Raw genomic sequence first — 13,823 nt, forward strand, 5'->3', positions numbered from 1 at the left:
GCCGGCCGGCCCGTGCCTTCCGCTGCCCAAGTAGGTCACCATGTCCGAACCGCTGCACGTCAACGGCTCCCACCGGCCCAACGGCTCGGCCCGGCTCGACGGCCCGGCCCCGCTCAACGGCTCCGCCCCGCTCAACGGCTCGGCCCGTCCGGCGGGCTCCCCCCGGCTGCGTGCCGCGGTGGTGCTCGGCACCCGGCCCGAGGCGGTCAAGCTCGCTCCCGTGGTCCGGGCCCTGGACGCCTCGCCCCACTTCGAACCGGTGCTGGTCAACACCGGCCAGCACCGCGAGATGCTCGAACCCATGCTCCACCGACTGCACCTGACGGCCCGTCACAGCCTCGACGTGATGCGCGACAGACAGCAGCTCTCCGCGCTCACCGCCCGCCTGGTCGAGGGCCTCGGCGAGGTGCTGCGCTACGAGGAGCCCGACCTGGTGATCGTGCAGGGCGACACCTCCAGCACCCTGTGCGGGGCGCTGGCCGCCTTCTACGAACGGATCCCGGTCGCCCACGTGGAGGCCGGGCTGCGCAGCGGCGTGCTGGACGACCCCTTCCCGGAGGAGCTCAACCGGCGCCTGGTCTCCACCATGACCCGCTGGCACTTCGCCCCCACCGAGCGGGCCGCCCACCGGCTGCGGGCCGAGGGCGTGCCGCCCGACGCGGTGCACGTCACCGGCAACACCGTGATCGACAACCTGCTCTGGGTGCGCCGCCGCCACGTCGGCCGCTCCGCCTTCCGCACCGGCCGGCGCGGCGTGCTGGTCACCCTGCACCGCCGGGAGAACCAGGGCGACCGGATGCGGATGATGGCCGCCACCCTGCAGCGGCTGGCCCGGCGCGGCGACGTGGAGATCCTGCTCCCGGTGCACCGCAGCCCCGCCGTCCGGGACGTGCTGGAGTCCGCGCTCGGCCACGAGCCGCACGTCACCCTCACCGGGCCGCTGGACTACTTCGACTTCACCGCCTCGCTGGCCGCCTGCGAACTGGTGCTCACCGACTCCGGCGGGGTCCAGGAGGAGGCGCCCAGCCTCGACAAGCCGGTGCTGGTCCTGCGCACCACCACCGAACGCCCCGAGGTGGTCACGGCCGGCGCGGCCCGCCTGGTCGGCGTCGAGCCCGACGCCATCCACGCCGCCGCCAACGCGCTGCTGGACGACCCGGCCGACTACCAGGGCATGGCCGCCGCCCCCAGCCCCTTCGGCGACGGCTACGCCGCCCGGCGGATCGTCGAGCGGCTGACCCAGGACTGCGTCGGACCGCTGCCCCACCAACTGCAGCCCGACGTCTCGCTGGTGGACTGGTGACCGTGGCCACCGGCCAGCCGCCGGTCAGGGAGGCCGGCCCCGCCCCGCCCGGCCGGCCGAGGGGCCTGCGGACGGCCCTGGTCGCCGTGCTGCTCGCGCTGGCCGCCGTCGCCGCCTCCGTGCTGGCCGGCCCGGCCCGGCCCGGCTTCACCACCTGGCCGGAGGGCTCGGTGCACGGGCCGTGGGTCGCGGTCTTCAACGGCGAGGGCACCGTCGGGGCCCGGGGCGACCTGCTGGTCCTGGCCCCGCGCCCGGCCACCGTCCCGGACGAGACGCACGCCGCCCTGGTGGTCTCCACCGAGACCCGCTCCGACCTCACCCTGAGCCTGGGCGTGCGCACCGCCGAGCAGCTGCGCACCCCGACCCCCAACACCTGGGAGACGGCCTGGGTGGTCTGGCACTACACCGACCCCCGGCACTTCTACTACCTGGCCCTCAAGCCCACCGGCTGGGAGCTCGGCAAGGAGGACCCGGCCTACCCGGGCCACCAGCGCTTCCTGGCCACCGGTCCGCCGCAGTACCCGGTCGGCCGCTGGCACACGGTGGAGGTCCGCCAGCGCGGCGACACCGTCACGGTGCTGGTCGACCGCCACCGGCTGGTCACCTTCACCGACACCGAACGCCCCTACCCGGAAGGCAGGTACGGCCTCTACACCGAGGACGCCCGGGCCGAGTTCCGCCACGTGGTGGCCGGCTAGAACCGGTCGGACAGAGCCGGTCGGACGGGCTCCGGGAACGCCGAAGGGCGGCACCCCCCGCACAGGGGTGCCGCCCGACGGTGCGTCAGGACGTGCTGACTACTCCGGGACCGAAGCCAGGCCGGGAGCCAGGAACTTCTTGCCGTTGACCCGCTCGGAGACGCCCTCGCGGTCCAGGTACGGGGTGATCCCGCCCAGGTGGAACGGCCAGCCGGCACCGGTGATCATGCACAGGTCGATGTCCTGCGCCTCGCCGACGACGCCCTCGTCCAGCATCAGGCCGATCTCCTGCGCGACGGCCTCCAGGGCGCGGGCGCGCACCTGCTCCTCCGTCAGGACGGAGTCGCCGAAGGTCAGCAGCTCCAGGACCTCGGGGTCGAGGACCTGCTTGCCGTCCTCCCAGACGTAGAAGCCGCGCTTGCCGGCCTTGACCACCCGGCCGAGGTTCTCGGAGACCGAGAACCGCTCCGGGAAGGCGCCGTGCAGGGTCTCCGACACGTGCAGCGCGATGGCCGGGCCGACCAGCTCCAACAGCGCGATCGGGGACATCGGCAGGCCGAGCGGCTTGACCGCGGCCTCGACCGTCTCGAACGAGGTGCCCTCGTCGATGATCCCCTGGATCTCGCCCATGAAGCGGGTCAGGATGCGGTTCACCACGAACGCCGGGGCGTCCTTGGTCAGCACCGCGGTCTTCTTCAGCTTCTTGGCGACCGCGAAGGCGGTGGCCAGCGAGCCGTCGTCGGTCTTCTCGGCCCGGACGATCTCCAGCAGCGGGAGGATCGCGACCGGGTTGAAGAAGTGGAAGCCGACCACGCGCTCCGGGTGCTGGAGCTTGGAGGCCATCTCGGTGACCGAGAGCGAGGAGGTGTTGGTGGCCAGGATGGTGGTCGGCGAGACCACCGCCTCCAGCTCCGCCAGCACGTTCTGCTTGACGCCCATCTCCTCGAACACGGCCTCGATCACGAAGTCCGCGTCGCCGAAGGCCACGGCCTTGTCCAGGTGACCGGAGACCAGGCCCTTGAGCTTGTTGGCCTTGTCGTTGCCGATCCGGCCCTTGCCGAGCAGCTTGTCGATCTCGGCGTGGACGTAGCCCACGCCCTTGTCGATCCGCTCCTGGTCGATGTCGGTCAGGACGACCGGCACCTCCATCCGGCGGGCGAACAGCAGGGCCAGCTGAGAGGCCATCAGACCGGCGCCGACGACGCCGATCTTGGAGACCGGGCGGGCCAGCGACTTGTCCGGGGCGCCGAACGGGCGCTTGGCCCGGCGCTGCACCAGGTTGAAGGCGTACAGGCCGCTGCGCAGCTCGCCGCTCATGATCAGGTCGGCCAGCGCCGCGTCCTCGGCGTCGAAGCCGGCCTGCAGGTCCTGGTCCTTGACCTGCTGGATGATGTCCAGCGCCTTGTAGGCGGCCGGCGCGGCGCCGCTCACCTTGGCGTCGGCGACCCAGCGGCCCCAGGTGACGGCGTCGTCCCAGGCCTTGCCCCGGTCGAACTCCTCGCGCTCGACGACCACGTCGCCGTTGAGGACCTTGGCGGCCCAGCCCAGGGACTGCTCCAGGAAGTCGGCCGGCTCGAAGATCGCGTCCGCGATGCCGAGCTCGAACACCTCCTTGCCCTTGAGCTGCTTGTTCTGCGCCATCGAGTTCTCGACGATGACCTTGACGGCCTTCTGCGGGCCGATCAGGTTCGGCAGCAGGGTGCAGCCGCCCCAGCCGGGGACCAGGCCGAGGAAGACCTCGGGCAGCGAGAACGCCGGGACGCCCGAGCTGACGGTGCGGTAGGTGGCGTGCAGGCCGACCTCGACACCGCCGCCCATGGCCGCGCCGTTGTAGAACGCGAAGGTCGGGACCGGCAGCGCGGCGATCCGCTTGAAGACGTCGTGGCCGCCCTTGCCGATGGCCAGCGCGTCGCTGTGCTCCTTGAGCACCTCGACGCCCTTGAGGTCGGCGCCGACCGCGAAGATGAACGGCTTGCCGGTGATCGCGACGGCCTTGACCGCGCCCTCGGCGGCCTCCGCCTCGACCTGGTCCAGCGCCTCGGACAGCTTGGCCAGCGAGCCCGGGCCGAAGGTGGTCGGCTTGGTGTGGTCGAAGCCGTTGTCCAGGGTGATCAGCGCGATCCGCCCGGCGCCGTACGGCAGCTCCAGGTGGCGCACGTGGGCGGTGGTGACGACCTCGCCGGGGAACAGCTCGGCGGCGCGCTTCAGCAGCTCAGTGGTGCTCATGGTCACTTACCACCCTCGAAGTGCGGGTTCTCCCAGATGATGGTGCCGCCCATGCCGAAGCCGATGCACATGGTGGTGAGGCCGTACCGGACGTCCGGGCGCTGCTCGAAGCGGCGGGCCAGCTGGTTCATCAGGCGCACGCCCGAGGAGGCCAGCGGGTGGCCGAACGCGATGGCGCCGCCGTACGGGTTGACCCGCTCGTCGTCGTCCGCGATGCCGTAGTGGTCCAGGAAGGCCAGCACCTGGACGGCGAAGGCCTCGTTGACCTCGAAGGCCTGGATGTCGTCGATCGTCAGACCGGCCTTGGCCAGCGCCTTCTCGGTCGCCGGCACCGGGCCGATGCCCATGACCTCGGGCTCGACGCCCGCGAAGGCGAAGCTCACCAGGCGCATCTTGACCGGCAGGCCGAGCTCCTCGGCGACGTCCTCGGCCGCCAGCAGGGAGGCGGTGGCACCGTCGTTCAGACCGGCCGAGTTGCCCGCGGTGATGTTGCCGTGCGGACGGAACGGGGTCTTGAGACCGGCCAGGCTCTCCATGGTGGTGCCCGGGCGCATCGGCTCGTCGGTGGTGGCCAGGCCCCAACCGGTCTCGCCGATCTCGGAGTTGGTGTTGCGGATCGCGATCGGCACCAGGTCCGGCTGGATGTCGCCGTTGACGTAGGCCTTGGCGGCCTTCTCCTGGGAGCGGACGGCGTAGGCGTCGCAACGCTCCTTGGTGATGTGCGGGAACCGGTCGTGCAGGTTCTCCGCCGTCATCCCCATGAACAGCGCCGACTCGTCGACCAGCTTCTCCGAGACGAAGCGCGGGTTCGGGTCCACGCCCTCGCCCATCGGGTGCCGGCCCATGTGCTCCACGCCACCCGCGACGACGATGTCGTACGCGCCGAAGGCGATGCCGCCCGCGGTGGTGGTGACGGCGGTCAGCGCACCGGCGCACATGCGGTCGATCGCGTAGCCCGGGACGGACTTCGGCAGGCCGGCGAGCAGCGCGGCGGTGCGGCCGATGGTCAGGCCCTGGTCGCCGATCTGGGTCGTGGCCGCGATGGCGACCTCGTCGATCCGCTCGGTCGGCAGGTTCGGGTTGCGGCGCACGAGCTCACGGATGCACTTGACGACCAGGTCGTCGGCGCGGGTCTCGTGGTAGATGCCCTTCGGGCCGGCCTTGCCGAACGGGGTGCGGACGCCATCGACGAAGACGACGTCCCTCGAGGTACGAGGCACGGGGCTCTCCTCCAGGGGACACGACAGGTGGGTGCAGACCTCGACCCACGACGGGGAGGCGGCGCTGCTTCACCGGCCATGCTACCCGCCGGTAACTACCTTGCCCATAGCTCTGGGGCATGTGTCCTCGGTCACCAGACCCGGGGCGCACGGCAGGGCAACGACCCAGGGGCGCGGGGAACTGCGCGAATCGGGAGGCGGCTCACCTGCAACTGAATCCTCGTCAGCCAGTTGCAGGTGCTGCCGTTCCCCTGCGCGCAGTTCCTCGCGCCCCTGAGCGCTTGCAACTGGTCCTCGTGTCTAGGCCTCCGGTTTGGGGACCTTGGCTTCGGCGAAGGCCTTGGCGACGGCCGCGCCGATCACCTCGGTCTGCCACTTGCGGGCGCCGAGGCGGCGGAAGGCCGCGATGACCGAGTCGGTGTCGGCGGGGACCGGGGGCTCCCAGGAGACGCGGCGGACCAGGTCCGGGGTGATCAGGTTCTCGGCCGGCAGGTGGTGCTGCTCGGCCAGTGCCGTGACGGCGGCCCGCGCCCCGGAGAGCCGGGCGGCGGCCAGCGGGTCCTTCTCCGCCCAGGCGCGCGGCGGCGGCGGCCCGTCGTGCGGCGCGGTGGCCGGCGGCAGCTCGTTCTCCGGGATCTCCCGGGCCCGCTGCAACGCGGCCAGCCAGAGGTCCAGCTGACGGCGGTTCACCCGGGGGCCGAAGCCCTGCACGGCCTGCAGCGCCGGAGCGTTCAGCGGCATGGCGAGCGCGGCGTTGACGATCGCCGCGTCGGAGAGCACCCGGCCCGGCGAGACGTCCCGGTCGCGGGCGGCCTGGTCGCGGGCCAGCCAGAGCTCGCGGACGGCGGCCAGCTGCCGGCGGCGGCGGACCTTGTGCAGCTGGGAGGTGCGGCGCCAGGGGTCGGTGCGCGGCGCCGGACGCGGCGCGGCGGCGATGGCGGCGAACTCCTCGCGGGCCCACTCGAGCTTGCCCTGGCCGTCCAGCTCCCGTTCGAGTGCGTCGCGCAGCTCGACCAGCACCTCGACGTCCAGAGCGGCGTACCGCAGCCACGGCTCGGGCAGCGGGCGGGTGGACCAGTCCACCGCCGAGTGCTCCTTGGCCAGCGACAGCCCGAGCACGCTCTCCGTCATCGGGCCGAGGCCGACCCGGGGGAACCCGGCGATCCGGCCGGCCAGCTCGGTGTCGAAGAGGACCTTCGGCCTCATCCCGACCTCGGCCAGGCAGGGCAGGTCCTGGGTGGCCGCGTGCACGACCCACTCGGTGTCGGCGAGGGCCTCGCCGAGCGCGGAGAGGTCGGGGCAGGCGATCGGGTCGATCAGTGCCGTGCCGGAGCCCGCGCGGCGGAGCTGGATCAGGTACGCGCGCTGGCCGTAGCGGTAGCCGGAGGCCCGCTCGGCGTCGACGGCGACCGGGCCGGTGCCCGCCGCGAAGGCGGCGACGGTCGCGGCGAGCGCGGTCTCGTCGGCCACCACGGGTGGGAGCCCCTCCCTCGGCTCGAGGAGCGGGACCGGGGCTGTCTCTTCTGGGGTGGCTACGGCGTCGGTCACCCACCAAGGGTACGACGCCCTCCGCATCCGGGTAGGCCCCCGGACCAGGCAGGTGGTCGCCCGGGGCCGCGGAAGTGGTCATGCCGGGGGCGCGGGGAACTGCGCGCGGTGGAAAGGCAGCACCAGCGACTGGCTGACGGCGGTTCAGTTGCAGGTGAGCCGCCTCCCGGCTCGCGCCCCGCGGCGGAGCCGCACATCAGCAGAGCCTCGCGCCCCCAGAGGCATCACCACTCCCGTCGGTAACCCTGAACAACGAGAGGGGCCCGGAGGGGAAACGTTCCTCCGGGCCCCGAGCTGGGGTGATGGGGGTGACGGGGCGTCAGTGGATGATGCCGGTGCGGAGGGCGACGGCGACCATGCCGGCCCGGTCGCCGGTGCCGAGCTTGCGGGCGATCCGGGCCAGGTGGCTCTTCACGGTGAGGGCGGAGAGCCCCATCGCGACGCCGATCGCCTTGTTGGACTGGCCCTCGGCGACGAGCCGGAGCACCTCGACCTCGCGCCCGGACAGCTCCCGGTAGGTGGTCGGCTGCACGCCCGGCGCACCGGGAGCGCCCGGAGCCCCGTGCGGCGCACCCGCCGCACCCGGCATCCCGGGCATCCCCGGCCGCCGCATCCGCCCGGCGAGACCGCCGGCGCCGATCGGCAGCCCGGGGCGGCCCGGCATGGCGAGGTTGGTGCGGGTGCCGGTGACGACGTACCCCTTCACGCCGCCCGCGAGGGCGGAGCGGACCGCGCCGATGTCGTCGGCGGCGGACAGGGCCAGGCCGTTGGGCCAGCCCGCGGCGCGGGTCTCGGCGAGGATGGTGAGGCCGGAGCCGTCGGGGAGGTGGACGTCGGCGACGCAGATGTCGCGGGGGGTGGAGACCCGGGGGCGGGCCTCGGCGATCGAGGAGACCTCGATGACGTCACGGACACCGAGCGCCCACAGGTGCCGGGTGACGGTGTTCCGGACGCGGGGGTCGGCGATGACCACCATGGCGGTGGGCTTCGTCGGACGGTAGGCGACCACGCTTGCGGGGTGTTCGAGAAGGACCGACACCGTGCCTCCTGGGGGAGTGGCGGAGGCCAGCTCCTGGTCGCCGCCTCTGGCCGATGGGGGCGCTCGGAGTGTTCCGCGTTTGGAAAGGGTCACAGACACCTTCGGCATCAACCGTGCCCGGCTTTAGCGAAAGATCACGATCTAGTGAGTAACAATACGGACAAATCGCGCAGGTGACTGATGCGACATGCCCTGAAATCGCACAGAACGCGACATGTTCGGGACCTGTCCGGGCGGATTCGGACGGTCAATTGACAGCAGGCAGCAGGGGATTCACTCTGCGTCAGCCCTGGGGGTGGTGCTGCGCCGACGAACGACGGCGACCCGTCAGTGGGAGCGCGGGCGTCGCCGGGCGGGCATCGGGACCACTCCGCCGAGTGACGGGGCGTCGGGCAGCGGCAGCGGCGCGGGGGAGGCCGGAGGCAGGCCGGCGCAGCCGCAGAGCAGGTCGGCCCAGGCCGCGAGGTGCCGCTCGAAGCGGCCGTCGGCCGGGGTCCAGGAGGCCCGGACCTCGATCTCGGTGGAGGTCTCCCGGTCGGCGAGCGCGCCGAAGTACTGGGAGGTGCCCCGGGTCACGGTGCCGCCGGCCTCGGCGTGGGCGGCGCCGTGGGCGTACAGCGCGTCGGTCAGCCAGGCCCAGCCGACCTCGGAGAGCATCGGGTCGTCGGCCATCTCGGGTTCGAGCTCGGCCCTGGTCAGCGAGACGAGGCGGAACTCGCCGCGCCAGGCCTCCTGTCCGGCCGGGTCGTACAGCAGCACCAGCCGTCCGTCGGCCAGTTCCTCGCCGTCCACCTCGACGGTCGCGGTCAGCGCGTACGCGAACGGGGCCATCCGCTTCGGTGCCGGTGCGGGGGAGAGCTGCACCTCGGGGCGCAGCCGCGCGCCCGCCAGGGCCTCCACCGCAGCACGGAACTCCACCGGAGCCGACTCCTTGCCTGTACCGCCACCCTGCGCTGGGTGCCCGCCGACCGCTGCCATGACCGAGAGCCTAGGTCGGGCGGGCCCGTTGGCCGAGTCATTTCGGCCGGTGTGGCGTGACGGTTGTCGGACTGTTCGTCAGCTGACACCCGGTGAGGTGTCCGGCCTGTCCGTTTCGTGCGAACCGACGACCTCCGGCGGACGGCCGGGGCCGGGCAGCGTGCGAAGATTCGGGGTGTGAGTGAGACAACCGCTGCCCAGTCCGGTCAGGCCGCCGCGCACCGAGGCGCCGCGTACGACTCCGCCTTCCTCCGCGCCGCCCGCCGCGAGCCGGTGCCGCACACGCCGGTCTGGTTCATGCGTCAGGCCGGGCGCTCGCTGCCCGAGTACCTGAAGGTGCGCGAGGGCATCCCGATGCTCGACTCCTGCATGCGGCCCGAGCTGGTCAAGGAGATCACCCTCCAGCCGGTGCGCCGTCACAAGGTCGACGCGGCGATCTTCTTCAGCGACATCGTGGTGCCGCTCAAGGCGGTCGGCATCGACGTGGACATCAAGCCCGGTGTCGGCCCGGTGATCGCGGACCCGATCCGCACCGCCGCGGACCTGGAGCGGCTGCGCCCGCTGGAGCCGGACGACATGCCGTACATCACCGAGGCGGTCGGCCTGCTGGTGGATGAGCTGGGTTCCACCCCGCTGATCGGCTTCGCCGGGGCGCCGTTCACCCTGGCCAGCTACCTGGTCGAGGGCGGTCCGTCGAAGAGCCACGAGAAGACCAAGGCCATGATGTACGGCGCCCCGGAGCTGTGGGCCGGGCTGGTGGACCGCCTCGCCGACATCACTGCCGCCTTCCTGAAGATCCAGATCGAGGCCGGCGCCTCGGCCGTCCAGCTATTCGACTCCTGGGTCGGCGCGCTCGCCCCGGACGACTACCGCCGCTCGGTGATGCCGGCCAGCACCAAGGTGTTCGACGCGGTGGCCGGCTACGGCGTGCCGCGGATCCACTTCGGCGTCGGCACCGGCGAGCTGCTCGGCCTGCTCGGCCAGGCCGGCGCGGACGTGGTCGGCGTCGACTGGCGGGTGCCGCTGAACGTGGCCGCCGAGCGGGTCGGCCCCGGCAAGGCGCTCCAGGGCAACCTCGACCCCGCCGTCCTCTACGCCCCGACCTCCGTGGTGGAGACCAAGGCCCGCGAGGTGCTGCACGCCGCCCAGGCGATCGGCGGCGACACCGGCCACATCTTCAACCTGGGCCACGGCGTGATGCCGAGCATGGACCCGGACGCGCTCAGCCGCCTGGTCGCCTTCGTGCACGAGGCCAGCCAGCGCTGACCCCTCCGTACGGCGTGACCCGCCTGACGGCCCGACCCCCGTGACGGGCCGTCAGGCGGGAGCTCACTCCTCGCCCGGCTCCCGCGCGGGCGGAGCCGAGGCGGTCGGGGCCGACCACGGGTCCTCGTCCGGACGCGGCGGCAGGGCGGAGGGCCGCACGGCGGGCCGCCTCCGGGCCGCCCGGCGGCGCAGCAGCAGGCCCAGGTAGCCGAGCGGGCCCAGCACCAGCAGGAACGGCGCCAGCGCGGCCAGCACCATCAGCAGGCCCTTCACCACCGCCACCAGGGCGTCCCAGCCGCCGCTCAGCGCGCCGCCGACGCTGCCCCAGAAGCCCTTCTCCTCCTTCGTCCTCACCGGCTCCGGTGCCTTCGCCGGCGTGACGACCTGGAGCGTGATGGTGGAGAGCGAGGTGCGCGCCGAGAGCTCCTGCTGCCGCCGCTGGAGCGACTCCAGGTCGGCCTCGCGGCGGTTGAGCTCGCTCTCCAGCGAGACGATCTCGGCCAGCGACTTGGCGTCCGCCATCAGCCTGCGCACCCGGTCCACGCTCGCCTGCTGGGTCTTGATCCGGCTCTCCACGTCCACCACCTGCTGGGTGAGGTCGTCGGCCTGGCTGCTGCGCGAGAGCACCTCGCCCAGCCCGGCCAGCCGGTCCAGCGTCTGCTGGTACGCGGCCGAGGGCACCTTGAGGGTCAGCCGGGCGTCGGTCGGCGTGCCGTCGGCGGACTTGCCGCCGCCCAGCTGCTCCCCGGCCACGTAGCCGCCGCCCGAGGTCGCCATGGTGCGCGCCTCGTCCAGGACCTTGGTCATCTCCTTGGTGCGGAGCGAGAGTTGGGCGGTGTAGGCGATCAGGCGCGGTGCCGACGCCTCCTGCCCCTGGCCCGTCGCGCCGGGGCTGGGAGCGGCGGACGCGCCACCGGCGCCCGGCTTGGTGTCCGCCGGGGCCCCGGCCGCCTTCTCCGCGCCGTTCTGCGGTGCCGCCGCGGGGGCGGCCATGTCCGCCGAACTCGCCTTGCCGCCACCGCTGTCCGAGGCGCTGCACCCACCGAGCAGCACCACCGCGGCCGTGGCCGCCCCCGCGACGGCCAGTGCCGCCCGTCTGCCGCCGCCCTGACGTTCCGTCATCTCCGCTGCCCCTCCCGGTTGTCCTTGTACGCCTTGGACGTGGCAGCGGCTCGCCGGGATCCCGTCCGGTGATCGCAACTCCGTTACGGAAAAGTCTCGTTGCGGTCAGTGCGGTTCGGGTGCGACCGGTCCGGCGGCCAGGTACTCGGCCCAGGTGCGGACGCCGTCCGCGTTCGGGGTGGTGTGCTCGCCCGCCCGGTACGCCGCCGCCGCCTTCCCCGGCAGCCGCACCTCCACCACCCGCTTGCGCCGCCCGGTCGCCCGCAGCCAGCCCTCCGCCAGCTCCCTCGCCCCCAGCACCTGCGGACCGCCCAGGTCCGGCACCCGGCCCGCCGGTGCGCCCAGCGCCAACTCGACCAGCCGCTCCGCCACTTCGCCCTGGTCCACCGGCTGGCAGTCGGTGCCCGCCGGCACCAGCAGCACCGGCAGCTTGGCCAGCGCACCGAAGGCCATGGTCAGCAGGGACGGGAACTGGGTGGCCCGCAGGTTGGTCCAGCCCAGGCCGCTCTCCTCCAGCAGCCGCTCGCCCTGCCACTTGATCCGGTAGTAGGGGTACGGGATCCGGTCCACCCCGACGATCGAGATGTTGACGACGTGCTCCACCCCGGCCGCCTTCGCCGCCGCCAGCAGGTGCCGCAGCCCGGGCAGGTCGTTCTTCGGGTGCCGGATGTCGCTGGCGCAGTGCACCACCGCCCGCACCCCCGCCAGCGCGGCCGCCACCCCGTCCCCCGTCGCCAGGTCCCCCACCACCCAGCCCTCCCCGCCCCGGGCCCGCCGGCTCAACCGCCGCACCACCACCCCACGCCCCTCCAACCGGGCCACCACCTCGCGCCCCAGCACCCCGCTCGCCCCGGTCACCAGCACCACGTCGTCCATCGCCGTCTCCTCCGTCGAAGTGTCGCTCGGGAAGGGGACGACGCGGCCCCCGGAAACGTGACAGCCGGATCCGGAGCAGCCCGGAGGCGAACGGGCGACGCCCTGATTGATGGGATTTGGGTGAGCTCTGCGAGGATGCGGGCATGGCAGAGCTTCGGGTCGTGGTGGTCGGTGGAGGGATCGCCGGGCTGACGGCGGCGTGGTTGGCGAGCGGGGCGGCTCGGGTCACGTTGTTGGAGGCGGGCGGGCGGTTCGGCGGGAAGTTGTACGGGGGGGAGGTCGGCGGCGTCCGGGTGGACCTGGGGGCCGAGTCGATGCTGGCCAGGCGGCCGGAGGCGGTGGAGCTGGCCCGGGAGGTGGGGCTGGCGGGGGAGTTGGAGCCGCCGACCACGGCGAAGGCCGGGATCTGGACCAGGGGTGAGCTGCGGCCGCTGCCCGCCGGGCAGTTGATGGGCGTGCCGGGGGACCTGACCGCGCTGGCGGAGTCCGGGGTGCTGACCGAGGAGGGCCTGCGGCGGGCCGGGCAGGACGGTGCCGCCGGGGAGATCGGGGCGGACGTCTCGATCGGGGAGTACGTGGCCGCCAAGCTGGGCCGCGAGGTGGTGGACCGGCTGGTGGAGCCGCTGCTCGGCGGGGTCTACGCCGGGCACGCCGACGAGATCTCGCTGCGCGCCGCCGTCCCGGCCCTGCTGCCGATCGCCCAGCGCGGCGGCCCGCTGGCCGAGGGGGTGCGCGAGCTGACGTCCCGTCCGAGCGCGGGCGGCCCGGTCTTCCAGGGCCTGCGCGGCGGCCTCGGCACCCTGCCGGAGGCGGTGGCCGCGGCGGCCCGGAAGAACGGCGCCGAGCTGCGCACCGACAGCCCCGTGGAGGAGCTGCGCCGCACCCCGGAGGGCTGGCGGATCGTCAGCAACGGCGAGGTGCTGCACGCCGACAAGGTGGTGCTGGCCGTCCCGGCGCCGGTCGCCGCGGCGCTGCTGGCGGCCGAGCTGCCGTCCGCCGCCGCCGAGCTGGCGCAGGTCGAGTACGCGGGCATGGCGCTGGTCACCATGGCGTTCCGCCGGGCCGACCTGGAGGGGGCGGAGCTGACCGGCAGCGGCTTCCTGGTGCCCCCGGTGGACGGCCGCCGGATCAAGGCCTCCACCTTCTCCTCCAACAAGTGGGGCTGGCTGGAGCGTTCGGCCCCGGAGGAGTTCCTGCTGCGCACCTCGCTGGGCCGGCACCGCGAGGAGGCGGCGCTGGACCTGCCCGACGAGGAGCTGGTGGCCCGTTCGCTGGCCGACCTGGCCGAGGCGGTGGGCCTGCGGGCCCGCCCGTACGACACGGCGGTGACCCGCTGGCGCGGCGGACTGCCGCAGTACCCGGTCGGCCACCTGGACCGGGTGGCCCGGATCCGCAGCGCGGTGGCGGGCCTCGGCGGCCTGGCCGTCTGCGGTGCGGCCTACGACGGCGTCGGCATTCCGGCCTGCATCGCCAGTGCCCGCCGCGCCGTCAACGAGATGTTGACCCCGGAGACCGGGGCGTCCGTCAGGGAAGGGAGAATGGGCGCA

General features: G+C 73.4%; 11 protein-coding genes. 4 read left to right on the plus strand and 7 right to left on the minus strand.

What is annotated here, in order from left to right; all coding sequences use genetic code 11:
- Positions 1 to 40 precede the first annotated feature (40 nt).
- Positions 41 to 1,303 (plus strand): non-hydrolyzing UDP-N-acetylglucosamine 2-epimerase, encoded by a 1,263-nt coding sequence (wecB, locus tag ACWEPF_RS35050; protein WP_452175760.1) that lies wholly within the window; start codon positions 41 to 43, stop codon positions 1,301 to 1,303.
- The gene (locus ACWEPF_RS35055; RefSeq protein WP_452175761.1) at positions 1,300 to 2,001 is read left to right on the plus strand and encodes a family 16 glycoside hydrolase; all 702 of its coding nucleotides are present in this window, start codon (positions 1,300 to 1,302) and stop codon (positions 1,999 to 2,001) included. Before wecB ends, ACWEPF_RS35055 begins: the two co-directional genes overlap by 4 nt.
- Before the next feature lie 99 nt (positions 2,002 to 2,100).
- Here the strand turns inward: ACWEPF_RS35055 and ACWEPF_RS35060 are convergent, their stop codons facing one another.
- The 5 genes from ACWEPF_RS35060 to ACWEPF_RS35080 all read right to left on the minus strand — a co-directional run bounded on the left by ACWEPF_RS35060 (position 2,101) and on the right by ACWEPF_RS35080 (position 9,012).
- On the minus strand, positions 2,101 to 4,227 hold the full coding sequence (locus tag ACWEPF_RS35060; protein WP_452175762.1) for a 3-hydroxyacyl-CoA dehydrogenase NAD-binding domain-containing protein: 2,127 nt from the start codon (positions 4,225 to 4,227) through the stop codon (positions 2,101 to 2,103).
- 2 nt (positions 4,228 to 4,229) lie between these two features.
- Entirely contained in the window at positions 4,230 to 5,447 is a 1,218-nt protein-coding gene (locus tag ACWEPF_RS35065) for a thiolase family protein (protein ID WP_345288608.1), read from the minus strand.
- A 300-nt stretch (positions 5,448 to 5,747) separates the two neighbouring features.
- Positions 5,748 to 6,995 carry an HRDC domain-containing protein gene (locus ACWEPF_RS35070; RefSeq protein ID WP_452175763.1) on the minus strand — a complete coding sequence of 416 codons (1,248 nt, stop codon included), beginning with the start codon at positions 6,993 to 6,995 and terminating at the stop codon, positions 5,748 to 5,750.
- Between the two features lie 319 nt (positions 6,996 to 7,314).
- Positions 7,315 to 8,034, minus strand: a complete 720-nt coding sequence (locus ACWEPF_RS35075; protein ID WP_345288610.1) for a response regulator transcription factor — start codon at positions 8,032 to 8,034, stop codon at positions 7,315 to 7,317.
- A gap of 327 nt (positions 8,035 to 8,361) precedes the next feature.
- On the minus strand, positions 8,362 to 9,012 hold the full coding sequence (locus tag ACWEPF_RS35080) for a DUF3000 domain-containing protein (RefSeq protein ID WP_452175764.1): 651 nt from the start codon (positions 9,010 to 9,012) through the stop codon (positions 8,362 to 8,364).
- Positions 9,013 to 9,189: 177 nt separating this feature from the next.
- Between ACWEPF_RS35080 and hemE the strand changes: the two genes are divergently transcribed.
- Positions 9,190 to 10,278, plus strand: a complete 1,089-nt coding sequence (gene hemE / locus ACWEPF_RS35085; protein WP_345288612.1) for a uroporphyrinogen decarboxylase — start codon at positions 9,190 to 9,192, stop codon at positions 10,276 to 10,278.
- 63 nt (positions 10,279 to 10,341) lie between these two features.
- Here hemE and ACWEPF_RS35090 read toward each other — a convergent pair whose 3' ends face one another.
- Together ACWEPF_RS35090 and ACWEPF_RS35095 are read right to left on the minus strand one after the other, a co-directional pair.
- Positions 10,342 to 11,400, minus strand: a complete 1,059-nt coding sequence (locus ACWEPF_RS35090; RefSeq protein WP_452175765.1) for a DUF4349 domain-containing protein — start codon at positions 11,398 to 11,400, stop codon at positions 10,342 to 10,344.
- Positions 11,401 to 11,505: 105 nt separating this feature from the next.
- Positions 11,506 to 12,276 carry an SDR family oxidoreductase gene (locus ACWEPF_RS35095; protein ID WP_452175766.1) on the minus strand — a complete coding sequence of 257 codons (771 nt, stop codon included), beginning with the start codon at positions 12,274 to 12,276 and terminating at the stop codon, positions 11,506 to 11,508.
- 143 nt (positions 12,277 to 12,419) lie between these two features.
- On the opposite strand from ACWEPF_RS35095, the gene hemG reads away from it, so the two are divergent.
- On the plus strand, positions 12,420 to 13,823 hold a 1,404-nt coding region (gene hemG / locus ACWEPF_RS35100; protein WP_452175767.1), incomplete at its 3' end, for a protoporphyrinogen oxidase.

It is taken from the genome of Kitasatospora sp. NPDC004289 (genome assembly GCF_053602875.1).

Excerpts from the sequence above, each read along its gene's own strand:
- wecB (WP_452175760.1), top strand. The coding sequence starts at position 41 with ATGTCCGAACCGCTGCACGTCAACGGCTCCCACCGGCCCAACGGCTCG.
- ACWEPF_RS35060 (WP_452175762.1), bottom strand. The coding sequence starts at position 4,227 with ATGAGCACCACTGAGCTGCTGAAGCGCGCCGCCGAGCTGTTCCCCGGC.
- ACWEPF_RS35080 (WP_452175764.1), bottom strand. The coding sequence starts at position 9,012 with ATGGCAGCGGTCGGCGGGCACCCAGCGCAGGGTGGCGGTACAGGCAAG.
- ACWEPF_RS35090 (WP_452175765.1), bottom strand. The coding sequence starts at position 11,400 with ATGACGGAACGTCAGGGCGGCGGCAGACGGGCGGCACTGGCCGTCGCG.
- ACWEPF_RS35095 (WP_452175766.1), bottom strand. The coding sequence starts at position 12,276 with ATGGACGACGTGGTGCTGGTGACCGGGGCGAGCGGGGTGCTGGGGCGC.